Here is a 19,667-nt window from a genome sequence, read left to right on the forward strand (position 1 = left end):
CCATTAACCTCTCTTTCTTTTTTTCAATATTTCTAAATTTGTTAACTTAACTGCAAGTTTTATAGACTCCTCAATCATTCCCTTATCTTCCAATCTTTTTTGTTCATTTTTTAAATCATTGATTTCTAATTGTAGTTTAAAACACTTTACTTCATTTAAATAATCATTGATTAACTTATCTTTGTTACTTAGGTCTAGAATCTCAAGTTCTTTTATCTCAATCCATTCTTTTGAACTTTCAATTTCATCACATCTATTTTCCACATATGATTCTACATTATTAGAATTTTCATTTTTAGCTTCTAATATTAAAGAATATATTCTTTTATGAGAATCTAATATAAAATCCTCTAAGCTCATACTATCTTTAATTTGGTCATAGATTTCTTCGTTTAACATTAATTTAAGTAAAGCTCTTTCCGCTTTTAAATATGCAGGCTCTATATATAATTTTGTTCCAAAATATTCCTTTTTATTCACATAATTATCTTCTTTTTGGTTTTTTGACATTACTTGTGAAAGTAAATCATATAGTGCCTGTTCTTTTATACCAGTATCTTCTGAAATTTTCTTTATATATACATCTTTTTCTACTGGATTTAAGTCTGCTAAAATTTCTGCTACTTTTTCTCCATACCTAATTAAATTATTTCTGTCCTTTAAATTTATGCCTTCTCTTATTCTTTTAATTCTGTATTCAATTAAAGGTAGTGCTTCCCTTGCTAGTTTTAAAAAAGCATCTTTTCCATTACTTCTTACAAACTCATCTGGATCTTTTCCTTGTGGAATTACAAGTACCTTAACTTCAAAACCAGAATTTCTAAGTATCTCAAGACCTCTTAAAGTAGCTGTTTGCCCTGCAATATCTGCATCATATGATATAATAACATTGTTCGTATATCGCTTTAAGAGTTTAGCTTGATTGTTAGTTAGAGCTGTTCCCAATGACGCAACAACATTTGTTACCCCATACTGATGAAGCGTTATTAAGTCCATATACCCTTCAACAATTATCATATAATCCTCTTTAAGCTTGTTTTTGACTGCAAAATTTAATCCATAAAGATTAATTCCTTTTTGAAATATTGTAGTTTCAGGTGAATTTAAATACTTAGGTTTTGAATCATCTAATACTCTTCCTCCAAACCCAATGACTCTACCTTTCACATCAAAAACAGGAAACATAACTCGATTTCTAAATCTGTCATATATATTTCCTTTCTCTTGATTTTTTGAAACCAATCCTGCTTCTATTAAAAAGTCATCTTTATATCCCTTAGTTCTTAAATAAGTAATCAGATCTCTCCAACTATTCTTAGAATATCCAAGTCCAAACTTCTTTATAGTTGCTTCTTTTATTCCTCTGTTAAGAAAATAATCTTTTGCTAAATGTATTTTTTGCAAATTAGTAAAGTAATATCTTCCAGTTTCTACATTAATTTTATATAATATCTCCCTCTTTTTAATAAACTGAGGCGTTTCGTTAGAATGTAGATTTATAGGAATATTAGCTTTATTAGCTAAATACTTTACCGCTTCTACAAATGTAAGATTTTTTTGTTTCATAATAAAGGTTAAAACATTACCAGCTTCTCCACATGCAAAACATTTATATATTTGCTTTTCTTGCGAAACGCTAAATGATGGTGTTTTATCACTATGAAACGGACATAACCCTATATAATTTTTTCCTGTTCTCTTTAATCTTACACTTTCTGATATAATATCCACTATATCAGTTTGTTCTTTTACTTTTTCAATAATTTCTTGTGGAATTTGCAAGGAGACATCTCCCTCCTTACTTAATTTTTCAACAATTATATAATATTCGACATCATACTCACTTTTCCTTCTTAATTATCCAAAAAAATTTTTTTATATTATGTCATTGAATTAATAATTCTTTTTTTTACCTTATAATCCTCTTTTTTCATCACAAAATTTGTTTGCCCAATTTATTGGTATTTTATACTACAAGAATACATTAGATATTCTTGATTCTAGCTTTACCATTATAAATTTATTTAAACAGCTAATATATTACTAATTTAGGAACATACAATCTATTAAACAAAGATAAACAGTAATCATCGCTCATTCCAGCTATATAATCTGCAACACCTCTTTCTAAACCTTCTTTTTCTACTATATCCTTATATAATTCCGGCATTTCTTCCGGTTTATTACTATAGTAATTTAAAAGTTGCCTTAATATAAATTTCGCCTTATCTCTTTCCACCTTTAATGTATCTCCTAAATATATATTTTCAAACATAAATTTTCTAAGTTTAATCATTATTTCTTCAGTTTCTTCATCTAAGGAAACTTTCTTGATTCCATTTTCAATATTATTGTTTGATGTTTTTATAAAATTTTTAATTAATTTTTCCATTCTCTCATCTGAAGAATTACCTAATACTTTTTTTATATCACTTGGAATATCACTTTCTTTTAATAAGCCAGCTCTTATGGAATCATCTATATCATGATTTAAATAAGCAATTTTATCACTATACTTTACTACAGTGCCTTCTAATGTTAATGATTTATTACTTTTCCCACCAAATCCACTATGATTTAGTATTCCATCAAGAACTTCTTTACTTAAATTAAGTCCTTCTCCATCATTCTCCAACTTATTTACAACTCTAACACTTTGCTCATTATGCCTAAAGCCTTCTTCTAAGTATTCATTTAAAACCTCTTCTCCATTATGTGCAAATGCAACATGACCTAAATCATGTCCTAACGCTATAGCTTCAATTAAATTTTCATTTAATCCGATACCAACGCCTATGTTCCTAGCTACTTGTGCAACTTCTAAGGTATGAGTTAATCTGGTTCTATAATGATCACCAAATGTTTTTATATATACCTGAGTTTTATGTTTTAATCTTCTAAATGACTTACTATGAATAATTCTGTCTCTATCAATCATATAGCAAGTTCTAATATCATCATCATCTTCTTGTTTATTCCTTCCTAAAGAGTGAGAGGAAAAAGAGGCTTCCTTAATAAATGTCAAGTTTTCAAAATACTCAATTTTTTCCCTTATATTCATATACTTCACCTCTTCTTATCTATTCTATATATATCATTAAAATCCTTTATAAATTCATAAAATTATTATTTACCAAAACCTTATTAATTATTGTTATACTTTAATTTTTTATTTCCTTTTTTATGTATATTTATAGTTTTTTATTAATATCATAGTAATGAATAAATTTATAAGGAGAAGTATTTTATGGAACCAGAATTAAATTTATTAGAAAAATCAAATCTATCACCTGATATAATAAAAAACACTGTTTTAAAACATTATAATTTACAAAATGCTAAGGTAGACGTAGTTAAATTTAAAGATACTGCTAAACAAAGAGCTGTATATAAAGTAGAAGCTAATAATAAATGCTATTGTTTAAAAAAAGTTTATTATGATTTACCCGATTTACTATATGTATATTCTGCTAATGAATGGGTTTACAGATACGGTATACAAGTTCCAAAATTTATTCCCACTACTGATAATAATAGATTTGTATCTTATTCAGACATGCTATTTATACTAACACCTTGGATTGACGGTGTAAAATGTAATTTTGATGATCTAAACCACGTTATACTTTCTATAAAAAAACTTGCTAATATGCATCTAATTTCAACAGATTTTCAACCTATTCTAGGAAGTTCATATAAGGTAGGTCTTGATGATTACTACATATCAACCTTAAAACATTTTGAACAATTATTAACTATATCTAATCAAGCTTTCAAATATAAGGATGATTTTTCTAAAGAATTTATATCTAATTTTGATGTTAATTTATATCTTGCAAAACTCTCTTTAGATATAGCTTACAATATTGATAATGAAGACTTAAGCACTTCATTATGTCATGGTGATTATGTAAATAAGAATATAATTTTCACTAAAGATTTAGAAACATGCATAATAGATTTTGATAAATGTAAAATCGATTATTGCGCTAAAGACTTAGCTTACTTTATGCGTAGACTTCTTAAACGTGAAAATACAAATTGGAATGTTGATTTAGCTTTATCTATAATAAAAACCTATAATGAAATCTTTAAATTAACACCTTCTGATTTAAGATATTTATTATCCTATATTTGTTTTCCTCAAAAATATTGGAGAATTTCAAGGGATTATTATAGAAATATATCAAAATGCAATAAAACTGCCTTTTTAACACTCTTAAAAAATACAACATCAAAGAGTACTACTCAATATAACTTTGCATTAGAATTACTGATGAATATAAAAAATGAATTTAATATACTTTTGGTATAAAAAAGTGGCTGTACCACTTTTACTTCGTGGTTAGTATTTTTACTATTCAATATTCCTAAGACCATTGATATTATTAAACTTAAGCAAATAAAAATTTTATAATTTTTTGTACAATAAAAAACACGCAATGGAATTTACCATTACGTGCTTTTTATATTTTATTTCAACATATAATTTATCTTTTACTATTATCTACTATTTTTAACCTGAGCTTGTACTACTGCTATCATATACAATGAATTTCTGTATTTAATATATCTGAATTACCTTTTCCTAAATCATCAATACCACTTTTCAGAAGGTTTTTTATTTATCTCTTTGATTTACTCATAATCAAAATATCTTGAACTATTTATATAGTAATTCTTTAACATCAACTTTAGTTTCTTGAAGTCCATTTTGTATTAAAAATTCTTGTGTTTCTTCTAATGATTTCATATCAGCATCTGTTATTTCTAAAGAAAAATCATACCATGCATACATTTCTTTTGTTTCTTCAACTGTTAAACCAACCTCATTTGCAACCTTTTCCATTGCTTCTTCATAATTTGATTTTATATAATTTAATGTTTCTTCTTCTACTTTTAAAAATCTTTTAACTATTTCTGGGTTTTTTTCCGCAAATTCTTTGCTTACTGCTGTTACAATAATTCCATCAACTAATCCTTCACCATTAGCTATAACTCTACTACCTGAATTTATTGCCTTTAGTGCAGTTGGTCCTGCAATCAAGGCAGCATCTATACTTCCATCTTCTAACGCTGTAGCTGCATCTGCAATTCCCATATTAATAAATTCTACATCATCAATACTACATCCTTCACTTTGTAAAGATGCAATTAATACTTGATGTAATATTGTTCCCTTAGGTCCAGCTACCTTTTTACCTACTAAATCTTTTACTGACGTAATAGCTTCATTTTTAGCCAAAATCATAAATCCTTTTGGAGATCTACTATATGTGTTTAATATTTCTAGTTCAACGCCATTTGATGCTGCAATTAATGCAGATGTGCCACCTAGAGCATGTAAAAAGTCCAATTCTCCTGCTGCTAAAGCTTGAGTTTGATCTGGTCCTGATGTTATTTCATGAAAATTAACTGTAATACCATCATCAGCAAATTCATTACTAAATAGATTATCATTTTTTTGAAGAATAGATGGTACATTTAGTGGTGCTTTTACATATGTAAGATTTATCTCTTTTAATTCATTATTTGTTTTTGTAGTTTTACACCCAATTATACTTGTTGTAACCAATGTTAATGTTAATACTGTAGTTAATATCTTTTTTAAATTCATTTTTTATCTCCTGTTCTTTCTATTATTTATATCTTAATATTTTTAAAATTTCTTTTTTCAATTTAATATTTTCTAAAGCATCATTATTTTGTTGCTTTACATTAAATTGTTTAAGATTCATGTCACTTGTAAACACAATAATATTTGTACCTATAGTTAAAGCTTCATCTATGTCGTGAGTTACAAAAATAACTCCCTTATTAGTAGCCTTATGAATTGCTATTACCTCATTTTGCATATCCATTCGTGTAAAATAATCTAATGCCGAAAAAGGTTCATCCATTAATAAAAAATCTGGTTCAAATGAAAGTGCTCGTGCAATACTTACCCTTTGTGCCATTCCCCCTGATAATTCATTAGGGTATGAATTTCTAAACTTCTCTAACCGCATCATGGAAAGATATAACTCTATATCTTTCTTGGAAGATTTTCTATGAAAATTTATATTTTCACTAACATTTAACCATGGCATAAGTCGACTTTCTTGAAATACCAATCCAACCTTAGGTTTTATTTTTTTATCTCCTTTAATAAATTCAATATTTCCATTACTTAATTCCTCTAACCCTGCAATAATTCTTAATAATGTAGTTTTTCCACAACCACTTGCACCAAGTATTACAGTAATATCTTCTGAATATATATCTAATGAAATATCTTCTAATACTACATGTTCCTGTCCATTTATTTCATATATCTTATTAACATTTTTTAATTTATATTTTGAGCTATTCATATGCTTCCACCGTCTTCCCTTTGCTTACTTTTTTAACAAGCTTAGCAAATAAAAAGTCACAAATTACACCTAATACTCCAATTACTATAATCCCTACTATTACAATATCAGTTCTAGACATTTCTTTACCATCTGAAATAAGATAACCAAGACCTGATGATGCTGCAATTAATTCTGCACCAATAATAGCCCTAAAGCTATAACCTAATGATAACTTTAATCCAACCACTATATCTAATAATGCATTAGGAATGATTATTCTTGTTATTATTTGTAATCTATTTATTTCAAATGCTTTTCCAACTTCTATTAATTTAGGATCACAATTACGAATTCCCTTTAATGTGCTTGTGAATATTGGGAAAAATGCTGCTAAAACAATAATTATTATTTTAGTGCTTTCTCCTATTCCAAACCATAAAATTAGCATTGGTATCATTGCTAAAGGTGGAACATTTCTTAAAAAGTTTAATATTACCTTCCAATACTCATATATATTGTTATTCATTCCAAATGCTATTCCCAATGGAATTCCAATTACTGCACTAATTCCAAATCCAATAAATACACGTCTCATGCTAGTATAAATATGTATAAAAATACTTCCATTCTGAATCATATTTATGAATGTATTAAATACTTTTTGGGGTGTTGGTAATATATAACTACTCCAAATTCCTATATCACAAACAATCTGCCAGGCAGCTAATAAGATTATAAAAATTAAATATCCTTTTATATGTTTCCATATCTTCATTTATAGACCATCTCCATTATTACATCCATCTTTACAATATAACATTTCTATAATATCATATTTCTTTTGATTTTTTTTAATAGCTGAAATTATCATATCTTCATTTGATAATTTCAATACGTTTTCAAATGTATTATCAAAAAATCCTAATGGTATTGGTGATGCTTTAATTTTGCCTAAAGATTTCATTCCTTCGCTTTCAATAAACTCTTTCCATGTTAATACTATAATTTCTTTTTTATCTTCTAACTTTTTTGCAGTAAAATCTCTTAGTTGAGTACATGGACATGTAATAATTAAAGAATCGTTTTCTTTAGATATATATTTATCATATAAAACTCTTGATGTTCTAATTAAAATTGGTTCAATATCTGGAACATCATATCCATCTGTTAATTCATATTCTTTTAATACTTTAATAGTTTGTGGACATCTACAATCTAAAATAGTATTTTTATTTTTCTCTGCATATGATTTATATTGTTTTTTCACATAATCTAACTGTGATTCACAGCTTACTAATACATAACCCTTTTTAATCAACGCTTCTTCTATTGTATTTATATCTTTTCCATACATCTTCTCCGCTACGGGATTAATCCATAAAAATTTGCTCATTTTTTCCCCTTATTGATTTTGATTATCATTTTCTTTATAATTATACTGTCTCCCATTATAGCATGTCAACTTTTTTATTAAATTTAACTTTTAATAAGTTTCTTACTTTTAGCATTTTACTCCAAGTAAAATTTTCATTAATAAATTGTATAAAAATAGAGCATTATACTTAAAATCAATACTGAAATTAAGTTATAATACCCTATAATTTTATAATGAAATATGCTCTAACCCCTCATTATATAAGACTTTTTTTGATAAATTACATTTTTTATTAACTTCTCTTACATTTGTCTTTTATTCTTAACTTGTGCTTGTGCTGCTGCAAGTCTAGCAAGTGGTACTCTAAAAGGTGAACAAGAAACATAATTAAGTCCCAAATCATGACAGAATTCGATTGATGATGGATCTCCACCATGTTCTCCACATATACCTAATTTAATATCAGGTCTTGTTTCTCTGCCCTTTTCTACTGCGATTTTAATTAAAGCTCCAACACCACTTCTATCTAATTTAGCAAATGGATCTTGTTCATATATCTTCTTATCATAATAATCAGATAAGAACTTAGAAGCATCATCTCTTGAGAAACCGAATGTCATTTGAGTTAAATCATTAGTACCAAATGAGAAGAATTCAGCTTCTTTTGCAACTTCATCAGCTGTTAATGCTGCTCTTGGTATTTCTATCATTGTTCCTATTTTATATTCTAAATCAATATTTTTTTCTTTTAATACTGATTCTGCAGTATTTTTTATTACATCTTTTACGTATTTTAATTCTTTTAAATCACCTATTAAAGGTATCATTATTTCTGGAATAATATTATATCCTTTATTAGTTTTAACTTCTATAGCAGCTTCTATAATAGCTCTTGTTTGCATCTCTGCTATTTCTGGATATGATACCGCAAGACGGCAACCTCTATGGCCCATCATTGGATTAAATTCATGTAAATTATCAACTGTAAGCTTTAACTCTTCAAAAGTTAATCCAATTTCCTTAGATAATGTCATTATATCTTGCTCTGTACTTGGTAAAAATTCATGTAAAGGTGGATCTAACAATCTTATAGTAACAGGTCTTTCTTCTAAAGCTTCATATATCCCTATAAAATCTCCTCTTTGCATTGGTAATATTTTGTCAAGTGCAACTCTTCTTTGTTCTTCATCTTTAGATGTAATCATTTGTCTTACTGCCATTATTCTATCTTCTGCAAAGAACATATGCTCAGTTCTGCAAAGTCCGATTCCTTCTGCACCAAATTCAACCGCTTGTTTGGCATCCTTTGGTGTATCTGCATTAGCTCTAACTTTTAATTTTCTTATTTCATCAGCCCAACACATAAATGTTGCAAAATAACCTGATATTTCTGGTATAACAGTTTTTATTTTTTCTCCATATACATTTCCTGAAGTACCATCTATGGAAATAAAATCATTAGATGTATATACTTTATCTCCAACTCTAAGAGTTCTCTTAATTTCATCTACCTTAATAGTTCCACAGCCTGCTACACAGCAAGTTCCCATTCCTCTAGCAACTACAGCTGCATGAGAAGTCATTCCTCCTCTTACTGTTAATATACCTTTAGCGGCAACCATACCTTCTATATCTTCTGGAGATGTTTCAAGCCTTACCAGAATAACATCTTCATCTAAAGCAGCTCTATCTTTAGCTTCTTCAGCTGTAAATGCAATTTTACCACAAGCTGCTCCTGGAGATGCTGGTAAGCCTTTAGCAATAGGATTGGCCTTTTTTAATGCCTCAGTATAGAATGTAGGATGAAGCAATGTATCTAATTGTTTAGGTTCAACTTTTAATACAGCCTCTTCTTTAGTTATCATTCCATCATTAAACAAATCAACAGCTATTTTTAATGCTGCTTGAGCTGTTCTTTTACCATTTCTGGTTTGTAAGAAATACAACTTTCCTTCTTCTATAGTTATCTCCATATCTTGCATATCTTTATAATGATTTTCTAATTTACTTACAATATTAACAAATTCCTCATAAATCTTAGGATCTTGTTCTTTTAACTTTGATATTGGAAGTGGTGTTCTTATACCTGCTACAACATCTTCACCTTGTGCATTCATTAAGTATTCACCATAAATAACATTTTCTCCTGTTGCTGGATTTCTTGAAAATACAACACCTGTTCCAGATGTTTCACCCTTATTTCCAAAAACCATTTCTTGTACATTTACTGCTGTACCCCATTCACCTGGAATATCATTAAGTCTTCTATAAACAATAGCTCTAGGATTATTCCATGATCTAAATACTGCAGTTACAGCTTCAATTAGCTGAGTTTTAGGATTTTGTGGGAAATCTTCCCCTTTTTCCTTTTTATATATTGCTTTAAATTCAGATACCAATACTTTTAAATCATTTTCATCTAAATCTGTATCAAATTCTACCCCTTTTTTATCTTTAATTTCTTCAATTTTATTTTCAAATAATCTGTTTTCTATACCCATAACAACATCTGAAAACATTTGAACAAATCTTCTGTAAGAATCATACGCAAATCTAGGATTATTAGTTAATTTAGCCATGCTTTCTACTACTTCATCATTTAATCCTAAATTTAAAATAGTATCCATCATTCCTGGCATTGATGTTCTTGCTCCAGATCTTACTGATACTAATAGTGGATTTTTATTGTTTCCAAATTCTTTTCCACTAACACTTTCAAGTTTTTGTAAACTATTATAAATTTCATTTATAATTTCATCTGAAATAGCTTTACCATCTTCATAGTACTTGTTACATGCTTCAGTTGTAACTGTGAACCCATAAGGTACAGGAATGCCTAAATTAGTCATTTCTGCTAAATTTGCACCTTTACCTCCTAGTAAATTTCTCATTGAAGCATTTCCCTCATTGAAAAGATAAACATACTTTTTGGTCATATCAATACTCCCCCATTCTCAAATTTTTATACCATATATTTACTATCGAGAAAAAATATCTCGTAGTTAGCACTGATTAACCTTATTATTATTGTTTTCCTAATTTAACAAACAATTTTGTAACATTAGTCTTGGAAACTTTTCCCATTATCTTAAATTGTTCCTTATCACCTATCTTTTCTAACGATTCTACAATGGGGATACTGTCAATTTCATGCTCTATTATTTTTTTAGCTAAATCATATGCATTATCATCTTTATTACCACATATAATATTGGGCATACGAGTCATTATTACTCCAATTGGTACCTTGTGGATATCCGTTCCGCCTATAGCAATTTTAAGAAAATCCTTTCTTGAAACAGCTCCAGTTAAAACGCCTTCATTTTCTACAAATAATGTACCTACATCATTAAGGAATAAAAATACAATTGCATCATATACCATAGTTTCTTCACTAACTGTAATTGGCTTAGACATAATTGCATTAGCTTTAATTTCAGTTATATAGTCATGTAACATACCACTAGAAGATTTGCCTGAATATATATATCCTACCTTAGGTCTAGCATCTAAAATGCCTATCATTGTAAGTATTGATAAATCTGCTCTAATTGCAGCTCTTGTTAAACCTAACTTTTCTGCTAAAGCCTCACTTGTGATTGGTTGATGCTCTTTTACTAACTTAATTATTTCTTCTTGCCTATTTGATAACTTCAAAATTCTCCCTCTTTCCCTGAAATAAAAGAATTACTTAAACTTTTAATCTTGGTCATCAAAATCAACTTTATATGTATAAACTGTTTCATTTCCAGTATATACTTTTGATTTATCTTCACCATTATTTGTTTTTACTTTATTCTTTACTTCATCTACTTTAGATTTCATTTTATCTGCAATATCAACGGCTTTGTCTTTCACATCATTTGAAACTTTACATACATATTTATTTATAACTTCGACTGAACCATCTTTTTTAGTTATTTCTATTGTTATTTTTGTTGCAACTGCTGCAATTATACCTGCTACCAATATTGGTGGAATTAATACTGCAATAACTCCAGCGGCTATTCCTGCATTTACAGGAATATCTATTAATTCAGTATCCTCCTTCTTAATCTTTATTCTTGTTATATTCCCTTTATGAATTAAATCTTTAATAAAATTTTTTAATTCTTCTATAGTCATATTTTGTTTATCTTCTTTATCATCATAAATATTATAGTCTACATTTTCATCATCTTTAATTTCTTCTTCTAAATAAATTAATGCTTCTAAAACATCTCCATTACATTCTTCTAACGCATGTTTAGCTATTGCATAGCTAACTCCTGTTCTTTCTATTATCATATCTACTTTTTCTAATGTAATATTAGTCATTATTTATCACTCCTTAATAAATTTTAACATTTCTAAGCTTTTAGGCTTTTTAGAATAATTATTTGATATCAAATAGCTAGATATTTTTTCTAATTCTTCTTTGATTTTATCAGTTAAATTAAGTCTATATACCTTATCTATTCTCATCTTTAATAAAAATTTCAAAGCATTATAAGTAGCTTTTGAAATATACAATCCATATTCTTTAGGACATTCATCACATACCCCACCGTAATTAGATAAACTTATATAATTAGATGAGGGGATTTTCTTTTTACACATACAGCAATTCTCTAATTCTAAAGAATATCCTGTGTTTTTTAATAATTTCAATTCAAATGCTCTAACTAACAATTCATACTCTAAAGCATTTGTATCTAAAAGATAAAAAGTCGTAACTAAATCTATAAAAATCTGTTTATTTTTTTCATCATCAGGTGTACATATATCTATGAGTTCACATAAATAGGATGAGTAAGTAAGCTTATCTAAGTTTTCTAACAATCCTTGAAAAGAATTTATAATTTTCCCTTCTTGAATCGTATACAAATTTTTACCTTTATATAACATGTACTCACCATAACATAAAGGCAAAGTAATAGAAAAAGACTTGTTTTTGCTTTTCTTTGCCCCTTTTGCTATGGCAGTAATCTTACCCAACTCTTCTGTATAAAGCCAAACTAATTTATCATTTTCTTTAAAATCCTGTGATTTTATAATAACAGCTTTACTTTCAAAAAGTGCCAGAAAGATCATCTCCTAATTTTAGAATAAATATATCTATTTTTTCTTATATCCTAATTCTTTTAACAGATTTTGATTATCTCTCCACTCTTTTCTTACTTTAACCCATATTTTAACATTAACTTTTGTTCTTAAAAATCTTTCTAACTCATATCTTGAAGTTTCACCTATTTTTTTAAGCATTTGTCCGTTTTTGCCTATTATTATTCCTTTATGGGAATCTTTTTCACAAATCAAATCAACTTCTATATGATAAGTTCCATTATCACTTTGCTTCATTTGAATTATATCAACAGCAATACCATGTGGTACTTCATCACGTAAACATCTTAAAGCTTTTTCTCTTACGATTTCAGAAACAACAAATCTTTCTGGAACATCTGTTATCATATCTTCTGGATAATATTTAGGTCCTTCTGGCAACTCATTTTTCATTAAGTCAACTAATGTATCTACATTTTTTCCTTTTATTGCAGCTATAGGAACTATTTCTTTAAAGTTGAATTCGCTTGAATACATTTCTAAACTTTTAGCTACTCTTTCTGGTGTACTTTCATCTATCTTATTTAAAACAAGGTATACAGGACATTTTTTATCTTTTAAAGATTCTAAGATAAACTTATCTCCTTTTCCGATTTCTTCGTCTGGATTAGTTAAAAATAAAACTAAATCAACATCATTAGTCGAATCCTTCGCAGAATTGACCATATATTCTCCAAGCTTATGTTTTGGCTTATGAATTCCTGGTGTATCAACAAAGACAATTTGATAGTCCTCACCTGTTAATATTGTTTGAATATTATTTCTAGTGGTTTGAGGCTTATTAGAAACTATTGATAGTTTCTCCCCCATTATATAATTTAATAAAGTTGATTTTCCCACATTAGGTCTACCAACTATTGTAACGAATCCTGATTTAAACATTTTTCCTCCTTCTATAACTTAACCATACTCAAATACTGTAATTAAGTTATACGTTAATTATAAATTAAAATTCATCTTTAGATAAAGTTTATTTCCCTAACTAGAAAATAACTATATCTTCTCTAATCATAATATAGTTTACAAATAGTATACTCTATTTATTCTATTATGTATATTATAAATAATAATTAACAACGTTTATGAAATAAGAATATATACAAAGAATTATTAATTAATATTTCTATGATAATAATTAAAACTTTTTGATTATGCCTAAATTACAAATGCTCGTAAAATTTTCTAATGATATTTTACGAGCACTTATTATTTATTTGAAAGAAATTTATCTTTAAAAGAATAAACTAACTACATAGTTTATCAATTGCTAACACTAATTTTAAAAGATTTCATACTTTTCTAAGTATTAATTTTACTGTTTATATTCTAAATACTACAAATATAAGCATAGTTAATAAAATTCCAAAGAGTGCTCCTACAATAACTTCCAAAATCGTATGTACTTCAGAGTCAACTCTACTTTGAGCGGTTATAAGAGCCATTAAATAGCTTAACATAACACATATAGGTTCTTCTGTAATTAATGAAATTGCTGTGGCAATTGAAAATGCTAAAGCACTATGTCCACTTGGCATTCCACCTTTTAATGGTGTTCCCTCTCCAAATATAGCTTTTACTATTATTGTAGCTATACATACTATTACTAGTACAATAAAAATTGTGTATGGTTCTGATTTTTTAACTTTATTAATTAAGTTATATGAAAAATACGATAATTTATCCCAAAATATTATATATCCTACTAATACAGCATTTATTGCAGTAACTAAAACAGCTCCGGCAGCTGCATTTTTAGCTATTTTAGCTAATGGATGATAATAATTTGCTTTTAGATCTATTACAGCTTCTATAGCTGTATTAATTATTTCTGCACTTATAACCATAGTAATTGTTATGGCTAATATAAGAAATTCATATTTTGTTACATCAAAGAAAAAACATGCTATCAATATTAACAACGCTACTATTAAATGTATTTTCATATTACGCTCTGTTCTTACAGTTTCTATGATTCCATTTATAGCATTATTAAAACTATCTAAAACTTTTTTAAATTTCATCGTTATTTTTCACCTGCTTTTCTACTATCTTCTTATATCAAGTGCAGTTAATATTTCTTCCTCTCTTTTTCTCATTTTCACCTTATCATCTTCCTCCATATGATCGTATCCTAGAAGATGTAACACTGAATGTACTACTAGATAAGATGCTTCTCTTTCATAAGAATGATTATACTCTTTACTTTGTTCTAAAGCTCTCTCTAAAGACAATACAATGTCTCCAAGTACTAAATCATCTCCATCAAAATCTGCTTTAGAAAAATCATTTTCTGTATAAACTTCTTTAAATACTTTCTTTTCTGGATAATCCAGCATAGGAAAAGATAAAACATCTGTAGCTCTGTCTATATTTCTTGTTTCATTATTAATTTCTCTAATCTCTTCATTATCAACGAATAATAAAGAGATTTCACTTGAAATATTAACACCTTCTTCTTTTAACGCAAATTCTATTACCTTTTCTAGATGATTTGTAAACTCATCACTTACTTCCATTTTTTCTTGTCTATTATCAACGTAAATCATCTTACACTCTCCCTACAATTTTTCTTTTGGATATTCAATTCTTTGATGATATATACCATTTAATGCATTTAAAAAGCATAATCTTATCTTTTCAATATCCTTAAGTGTTAAATCACAATTGATTAATTGATTGGAATTTAACTTATCCTTTATTATGTTATTAACCATTTCCTCTATTTTTTCTTTGTTAGGCTCTTTTATCGATCTAACCGCTGCTTCTATTCCATCTGCAAGCATTACTATACCAGCTTCTTTGCTACTTGGAATAGGTCCTGAATACCTATAATCTTTTTCTTTTATATCATCTGGATTTTCAGCATTATTTTTCATAGTATAATAAAAATATTTTACCAAGGTAGTTCCATGGTGTTCTGCTATAATATCTTGAATTATAGCAGGCAACTTATGTTCTTTAGCTAATCTTAATCCATCTTTAACATGTGATATTATAATGTGTGTACTAAGTTTAGCGCTTATCTTATCATGTGGATTTTCTCTACCAATTTGATTTTCCCCAAAGAAATAAGGTCTTTCAGTCTTACCTACATCATGATAATAAGCTCCAATTCTAGCGACTACTGGATTTGCTCCAACTTCTTCTGCTGCCATCTCTGCAAGGTTTGCAACTAACATACTATGATGATATGTCCCTGGTGCCTCCATAAGTAACTTTTTTAATAGTGGATTATTAGGATTTGATAATTCTAATAACTTAATCGTAGTAACTTCATTAAAGGTACCTTCTAAAAATGGTAGTACTCCTAATGCAAAGATTCCTGATAACACTCCTCCAATTATAGAGAATAAACTTACTATGAAAATTTCCTTTAAATTACTAGATATAATAACTCCTGTAGCTAATGTTAATATTGAGCTAACTACTGATATATATAATGTTGCATATATAAGTTCATTCCTCTGTTGCATTTTCTTTAGCATAACAGCACCTAAAATAGCATTTATAAATACTAATAACATCACTTGTGGATCAAATTCAACCAGTGCACTAATTATGGCTGAATTAAAAATACTTATTATAATTGAAATTTTATAATTTAAAAGTAATGTGAGTAACATAGATCCAAATGCAAAGGGAATTAAAAATGCCGAAACAGCTCCAATGCTTCTAGCTAAAATAAGAGAAAGTATATTAATTAAACTAATAAGAATTAATCTTTTAGCATCAAAAAATATTTCCTTATAATTTAAATATATATAACTATATTGTAAAAATAATATAACAAATAAAAATAGTGCTAAAGATAAATATACATATACATATTTGCCTGTTATTCCATTATCAAGAAGTCCTAATTCGTTTATTATAGCAATTTGTTCTGCTGTTACAGGTTCTCCTTCTTTTATTATAATTTGATTTTTCTTTATTATAACTTTAGAAGTACTTTTTTGGGCTTCTTTTTGCATTTCTTCAGTTTTTTCACTATCATAAAATAAATTTGGATTTATTTGTGATTTTGTTATATTAACTAATATTTCTTTTAATGGAGTTGCTATATTAAATTCTTCAATAGCATTTATTCCTTCTTTTTTTGCATTTTCAAGTGAACTTTCATTATTTTCTTGAATATCTTTCTTATAAATCTTATCAATTATATTGACTATTTTTCCTTCTAAGTCAATTAATGTTTCTTTAGGTGTATTTATTAATTCTTTGTATTCACTATCTGTTAATTTAAATTGCGTTATTTTTCTTAATTCAGTTATTTTACTTGCTTCATCCATATTTGTTGCATTTAAATTTAATACTTCATCAAATAAAGACTTTATATTATCTTCTGCTTGAACTTTAACTTCATTTTTTACTGTATACTGCTTATCAACTTTTTCTATAGCTTCACTTTCTTTTTCTTTTGTTGCTTTTTGATCTATTGTATCTCTTGGTGCTTTTATATCAACTCTAGCTATGTCGCCCTCTTGCAAATTAAACTGTTTAGGTGCTATTGCTGTTAAAAGTAAAAGATATGACACAATAAATACAGTACCAAACAAAGCCAAATACTTTGATTTTTTTGACTTCAAATTCTGTAGTTTCTTATTATTTTTTGATTTCATGTTAATCACCTTCTCATCGCTAACATTGAAAGTATTAAGATATATTTTCAGCTATATCTTGTTCAACCGTAAAAATCACCTTTATACATATTGTATCTTTAGAAATATTTTCTATATTTACTTTATTGTCTATTATTTTAGCATCATTAGTTAAATCCTTTTGTAATGATTTTCTTAATTTTTCTACTGCATCTTCTACAGCTTTATCCTTATCTAAATTAACACTTTTTCCTTCTTTTCTAAAATATATTACTTGATTTAATAAACCACCAGTTTCCTCTATTTTATCATAATATTTAAAATCATTTATAGCTTTTTTTAGATAAATTTTCTTATCCCAAAAGTTTACATAAATATCTCTATCTTTTTCCCCAGTTCTTTGGATTTTTTCCCCACTTATTTGTACTTCCATTGACTTTTCGTAAAAAGTGTTAGCTATTACACTGCCACTTGGCTTAACTTCTTTTTCAAAGCCTTCTTTGCCTTGTATTGGCAAAATTAAAACATTACCTGTTTTTACTATATCTCCAGGTTTTACTGCTGCATTCCCTGAAAAAGTAAATACCCTTTTAATTTCTCCATCCATCTTAGCTAGCACTTGCTCTGGTAATATTTTTTCTGTAACTGGTGGATTAACTTTTTCTGCTACAATTACTCTTAATGTGGATCCTTCTATTCTAGCTCTTACCCACATAACTTCTGAATCTAAATCTTCCATCTTTTTTTCTATATTATATACATTTATATCAGATTTTTTTAATCCTGGTTTTATACCTATAGATGTAAGTTCCTTTCTAATCTCAAATGGTGATAAATTATTTCTAGTTTGTATATCTATGGCCCAGATATAATTAGATAATAAGTATAAAACCAATAAAAATACTCCTGCTCCAATACACAATGATAATTTTCTTTTTATTGATAATAGTAAAACTATTATACCACTTTTCCCAACAATTCTGACTTTTCCTTTAGTCCTTTTAACTACCTCTTCCACTTCTTTATATGAATCAAAAGGTATCTGAAACCTTACTGTAGTTATATTAAGTTTAACTATTTTTGATACATTTATTCCTTTTTGCCAAAGTATGTTCAATGTCTTTTCAGGTATTAGACTGTTAACTTCTATTGTTATTTTTCCTACTTTAAACTTATCTAATATCATATTTATCCCTCATAAGATATTCCTCTAAAAATTCCACTTATAGTAATGGTATTATCTCCTATAAAAAGTATTTCAAATTTTTCACCCTCTACTATAACTGCACCAATTCTAGAGTTTATTTTTATCATGTTATTGTCAAAAGTCATAATACCCTTATGATTTTCAATTGTTATTTCCTTATTTCCTACAACAATGATCTTTGGCAAATCTAAAACAACATCTGTGGGAAACTCTAATTTATCAAATACTTTTTCTCGTCCTCTTTGAAACTTATCTTCCATATTCTCCTCCTCTATACCCAAATACTCTGCTATTGTAATCTATGATTAAATAATTAAATTAATTCATTAAAATTTACCATACATTGTATTTTGTATATAAAACAGTTTTTGAAAGTTAAAGTTCAAGTTAGTGCTTACTAAAAATACTATATATTAAAATATTATTTAAATTATAGTGTAATACAACTCTTAATTTCAGATGATGTAGCTTCTTTGAGATTTTTTCATAATTACTTGGACAACAAAAAAATCCTTATGTTTAACAATATATTAAACATAAGGATTTTTTGTATAGCTTATAAATAATAAAAGAACTCAAAAAAAGAGTTCTTTTATTATTTATTTAAATATTCCTTAACAATCTGACTTACAAGTTTACCATCAGCTCTGCCTACAATTTTAGGTCTTATAGCCGACATAACTTTACCCATATCTTTAATGCTACTTGCACCCATTTCTTCAGCTGAATCTTTTACTATTTGTTTTATTTCTTCTTCGCTTAACTGCTGAGGAAGGTATTCCAACAAAATTTCTAGCTCAGCATTACACTGATCCACTAAATCTTGTCTATTTCCTTTTTCGAATTCAAGCATAGATTCTCTTCTTTGCTTAACTTCTTTTGCTAAAATATTGATAACTTCATCATCCTCAAGCTTAACATTATCAGTTTTCTCAACTAATAATATAGCAGATCTCGCTGTACTAATTGTATTAGCTTTAAATTTATCTTTAGCCTTTAAAGCGGCTTTCCAGTCTTCTTGAAGTTTTTCCTTAATTGTTGGCATTGTT

The 19,667-nt window shown here is 27.5% G+C and carries 18 protein-coding genes; 1 reads left to right on the forward strand and 17 read right to left on the reverse strand.

Translation table 11 applies throughout. From position 1 onward, the window contains the following. Nucleotides 1–3: 3 nt before the first annotated feature. Together dnaG and NG901_RS04615 are read right to left on the reverse strand one after the other, a co-directional pair. Nucleotides 4–1,782: a DNA primase gene (gene dnaG, locus NG901_RS04610; RefSeq protein WP_252212573.1), complete on the reverse strand. Its 1,779-nt coding sequence runs from the start codon at nucleotides 1,780–1,782 to the stop codon at nucleotides 4–6. Between the two features lie 250 nt (nucleotides 1,783–2,032). Further along, nucleotides 2,033–3,061, reverse strand: coding sequence for a deoxyguanosinetriphosphate triphosphohydrolase (locus NG901_RS04615; protein ID WP_252212575.1), 1,029 nt, complete (start codon nucleotides 3,059–3,061; stop codon nucleotides 2,033–2,035). A gap of 186 nt (nucleotides 3,062–3,247) precedes the next feature. Between NG901_RS04615 and NG901_RS04620 the strand changes: the two genes are divergently transcribed. Further along, entirely contained in the window at nucleotides 3,248–4,315 is a 1,068-nt protein-coding gene (locus NG901_RS04620) for a CotS family spore coat protein (protein ID WP_252212577.1), read from the forward strand. 348 nt (nucleotides 4,316–4,663) lie between these two features. Here the strand turns inward: NG901_RS04620 and NG901_RS04625 are convergent, their stop codons facing one another. The 15 genes from NG901_RS04625 to NG901_RS04695 form a co-directional block, all read right to left on the reverse strand. Continuing rightward, complete coding sequence (locus NG901_RS04625) at nucleotides 4,664–5,617, reverse strand: NrtA/SsuA/CpmA family ABC transporter substrate-binding protein (RefSeq protein WP_252212578.1); 954 nt, start codon at nucleotides 5,615–5,617, stop codon at nucleotides 4,664–4,666. 22 nt (nucleotides 5,618–5,639) lie between these two features. Then, complete coding sequence (locus NG901_RS04630) at nucleotides 5,640–6,353, reverse strand: ABC transporter ATP-binding protein (RefSeq protein ID WP_252212579.1); 714 nt, start codon at nucleotides 6,351–6,353, stop codon at nucleotides 5,640–5,642. Then, nucleotides 6,346–7,110, reverse strand: a complete 765-nt coding sequence (locus NG901_RS04635) for an ABC transporter permease (RefSeq protein WP_252212580.1) — start codon at nucleotides 7,108–7,110, stop codon at nucleotides 6,346–6,348. The genes NG901_RS04630 and NG901_RS04635 overlap by 8 nt, the downstream gene beginning before the upstream one ends. Beyond that, nucleotides 7,111–7,728: a hypothetical protein gene (locus tag NG901_RS04640; protein ID WP_252212581.1), complete on the reverse strand. Its 618-nt coding sequence runs from the start codon at nucleotides 7,726–7,728 to the stop codon at nucleotides 7,111–7,113. 284 nt (nucleotides 7,729–8,012) lie between these two features. Beyond that, entirely contained in the window at nucleotides 8,013–10,646 is a 2,634-nt protein-coding gene (gene ppdK / locus NG901_RS04645; RefSeq protein WP_252212582.1) for a pyruvate, phosphate dikinase, read from the reverse strand. Between the two features lie 88 nt (nucleotides 10,647–10,734). After that, nucleotides 10,735–11,367, reverse strand: a complete 633-nt coding sequence (gene ccpN / locus NG901_RS04650) for a transcriptional regulator CcpN (protein ID WP_252212583.1) — start codon at nucleotides 11,365–11,367, stop codon at nucleotides 10,735–10,737. A gap of 42 nt (nucleotides 11,368–11,409) precedes the next feature. After that, entirely contained in the window at nucleotides 11,410–12,027 is a 618-nt protein-coding gene (locus tag NG901_RS04655; RefSeq protein WP_252212584.1) for a DUF4342 domain-containing protein, read from the reverse strand. Nucleotides 12,028–12,033: 6 nt separating this feature from the next. Next, on the reverse strand, nucleotides 12,034–12,783 hold the full coding sequence (gene recO / locus NG901_RS04660; protein WP_252212585.1) for a DNA repair protein RecO: 750 nt from the start codon (nucleotides 12,781–12,783) through the stop codon (nucleotides 12,034–12,036). Between the two features lie 24 nt (nucleotides 12,784–12,807). After that, nucleotides 12,808–13,695 carry a GTPase Era gene (gene era / locus NG901_RS04665; RefSeq protein WP_252212586.1) on the reverse strand — a complete coding sequence of 296 codons (888 nt, stop codon included), beginning with the start codon at nucleotides 13,693–13,695 and terminating at the stop codon, nucleotides 12,808–12,810. A gap of 437 nt (nucleotides 13,696–14,132) precedes the next feature. Then, nucleotides 14,133–14,834, reverse strand: a complete 702-nt coding sequence (locus NG901_RS04670; protein ID WP_252212587.1) for a diacylglycerol kinase — start codon at nucleotides 14,832–14,834, stop codon at nucleotides 14,133–14,135. Between the two features lie 24 nt (nucleotides 14,835–14,858). After that, the gene (gene ybeY, locus NG901_RS04675; RefSeq protein WP_252212588.1) at nucleotides 14,859–15,359 is read right to left on the reverse strand and encodes an rRNA maturation RNase YbeY; all 501 of its coding nucleotides are present in this window, start codon (nucleotides 15,357–15,359) and stop codon (nucleotides 14,859–14,861) included. A gap of 12 nt (nucleotides 15,360–15,371) precedes the next feature. Beyond that, nucleotides 15,372–17,432, reverse strand: coding sequence for an HD family phosphohydrolase (locus NG901_RS04680; protein WP_252212590.1), 2,061 nt, complete (start codon nucleotides 17,430–17,432; stop codon nucleotides 15,372–15,374). Between the two features lie 34 nt (nucleotides 17,433–17,466). Further along, a complete protein-coding gene (gene yqfD / locus NG901_RS04685) occupies nucleotides 17,467–18,597 on the reverse strand; it encodes a sporulation protein YqfD (protein ID WP_252212591.1) in 1,131 nt (376 codons plus the stop codon). 2 nt (nucleotides 18,598–18,599) lie between these two features. Beyond that, the gene (yqfC, locus tag NG901_RS04690; protein ID WP_252212592.1) at nucleotides 18,600–18,878 is read right to left on the reverse strand and encodes a sporulation protein YqfC; all 279 of its coding nucleotides are present in this window, start codon (nucleotides 18,876–18,878) and stop codon (nucleotides 18,600–18,602) included. 335 nt (nucleotides 18,879–19,213) lie between these two features. Next, the gene (locus tag NG901_RS04695) at nucleotides 19,214–19,663 is read right to left on the reverse strand and encodes a GatB/YqeY domain-containing protein (RefSeq protein WP_035784011.1); all 450 of its coding nucleotides are present in this window, start codon (nucleotides 19,661–19,663) and stop codon (nucleotides 19,214–19,216) included. Between the last annotated feature and the right edge of the window lie 4 nt (nucleotides 19,664–19,667).

Source organism: Clostridium sp. CMCC3677, from assembly GCF_023845585.1.
GTDB classification, from domain to species: Bacteria; Bacillota; Clostridia; order Clostridiales; family Clostridiaceae; genus Clostridium; species Clostridium aquiflavi.

Excerpts from the sequence above, each read along its gene's own strand:
- NG901_RS04615 (WP_252212575.1), bottom strand. The coding sequence starts at position 3,061 with ATGAATATAAGGGAAAAAATTGAGTATTTTGAAAACTTGACATTTATT.
- NG901_RS04620 (WP_252212577.1), top strand. The coding sequence starts at position 3,248 with ATGGAACCAGAATTAAATTTATTAGAAAAATCAAATCTATCACCTGAT.
- NG901_RS04625 (WP_252212578.1), bottom strand. The coding sequence starts at position 5,617 with ATGAATTTAAAAAAGATATTAACTACAGTATTAACATTAACATTGGTT.
- NG901_RS04630 (WP_252212579.1), bottom strand. The coding sequence starts at position 6,353 with ATGAATAGCTCAAAATATAAATTAAAAAATGTTAATAAGATATATGAA.
- NG901_RS04635 (WP_252212580.1), bottom strand. The coding sequence starts at position 7,110 with ATGAAGATATGGAAACATATAAAAGGATATTTAATTTTTATAATCTTA.
- NG901_RS04640 (WP_252212581.1), bottom strand. The coding sequence starts at position 7,728 with ATGAGCAAATTTTTATGGATTAATCCCGTAGCGGAGAAGATGTATGGA.
- ppdK (WP_252212582.1), bottom strand. The coding sequence starts at position 10,646 with ATGACCAAAAAGTATGTTTATCTTTTCAATGAGGGAAATGCTTCAATG.
- NG901_RS04655 (WP_252212584.1), bottom strand. The coding sequence starts at position 12,027 with ATGACTAATATTACATTAGAAAAAGTAGATATGATAATAGAAAGAACA.
- recO (WP_252212585.1), bottom strand. The coding sequence starts at position 12,783 with ATGATCTTTCTGGCACTTTTTGAAAGTAAAGCTGTTATTATAAAATCA.
- era (WP_252212586.1), bottom strand. The coding sequence starts at position 13,695 with ATGTTTAAATCAGGATTCGTTACAATAGTTGGTAGACCTAATGTGGGA.
- NG901_RS04670 (WP_252212587.1), bottom strand. The coding sequence starts at position 14,834 with ATGAAATTTAAAAAAGTTTTAGATAGTTTTAATAATGCTATAAATGGA.
- ybeY (WP_252212588.1), bottom strand. The coding sequence starts at position 15,359 with ATGATTTACGTTGATAATAGACAAGAAAAAATGGAAGTAAGTGATGAG.
- NG901_RS04680 (WP_252212590.1), bottom strand. The coding sequence starts at position 17,432 with ATGAAATCAAAAAATAATAAGAAACTACAGAATTTGAAGTCAAAAAAA.
- yqfD (WP_252212591.1), bottom strand. The coding sequence starts at position 18,597 with ATGATATTAGATAAGTTTAAAGTAGGAAAAATAACAATAGAAGTTAAC.
- yqfC (WP_252212592.1), bottom strand. The coding sequence starts at position 18,878 with ATGGAAGATAAGTTTCAAAGAGGACGAGAAAAAGTATTTGATAAATTA.
- NG901_RS04695 (WP_035784011.1), bottom strand. The coding sequence starts at position 19,663 with ATGCCAACAATTAAGGAAAAACTTCAAGAAGACTGGAAAGCCGCTTTA.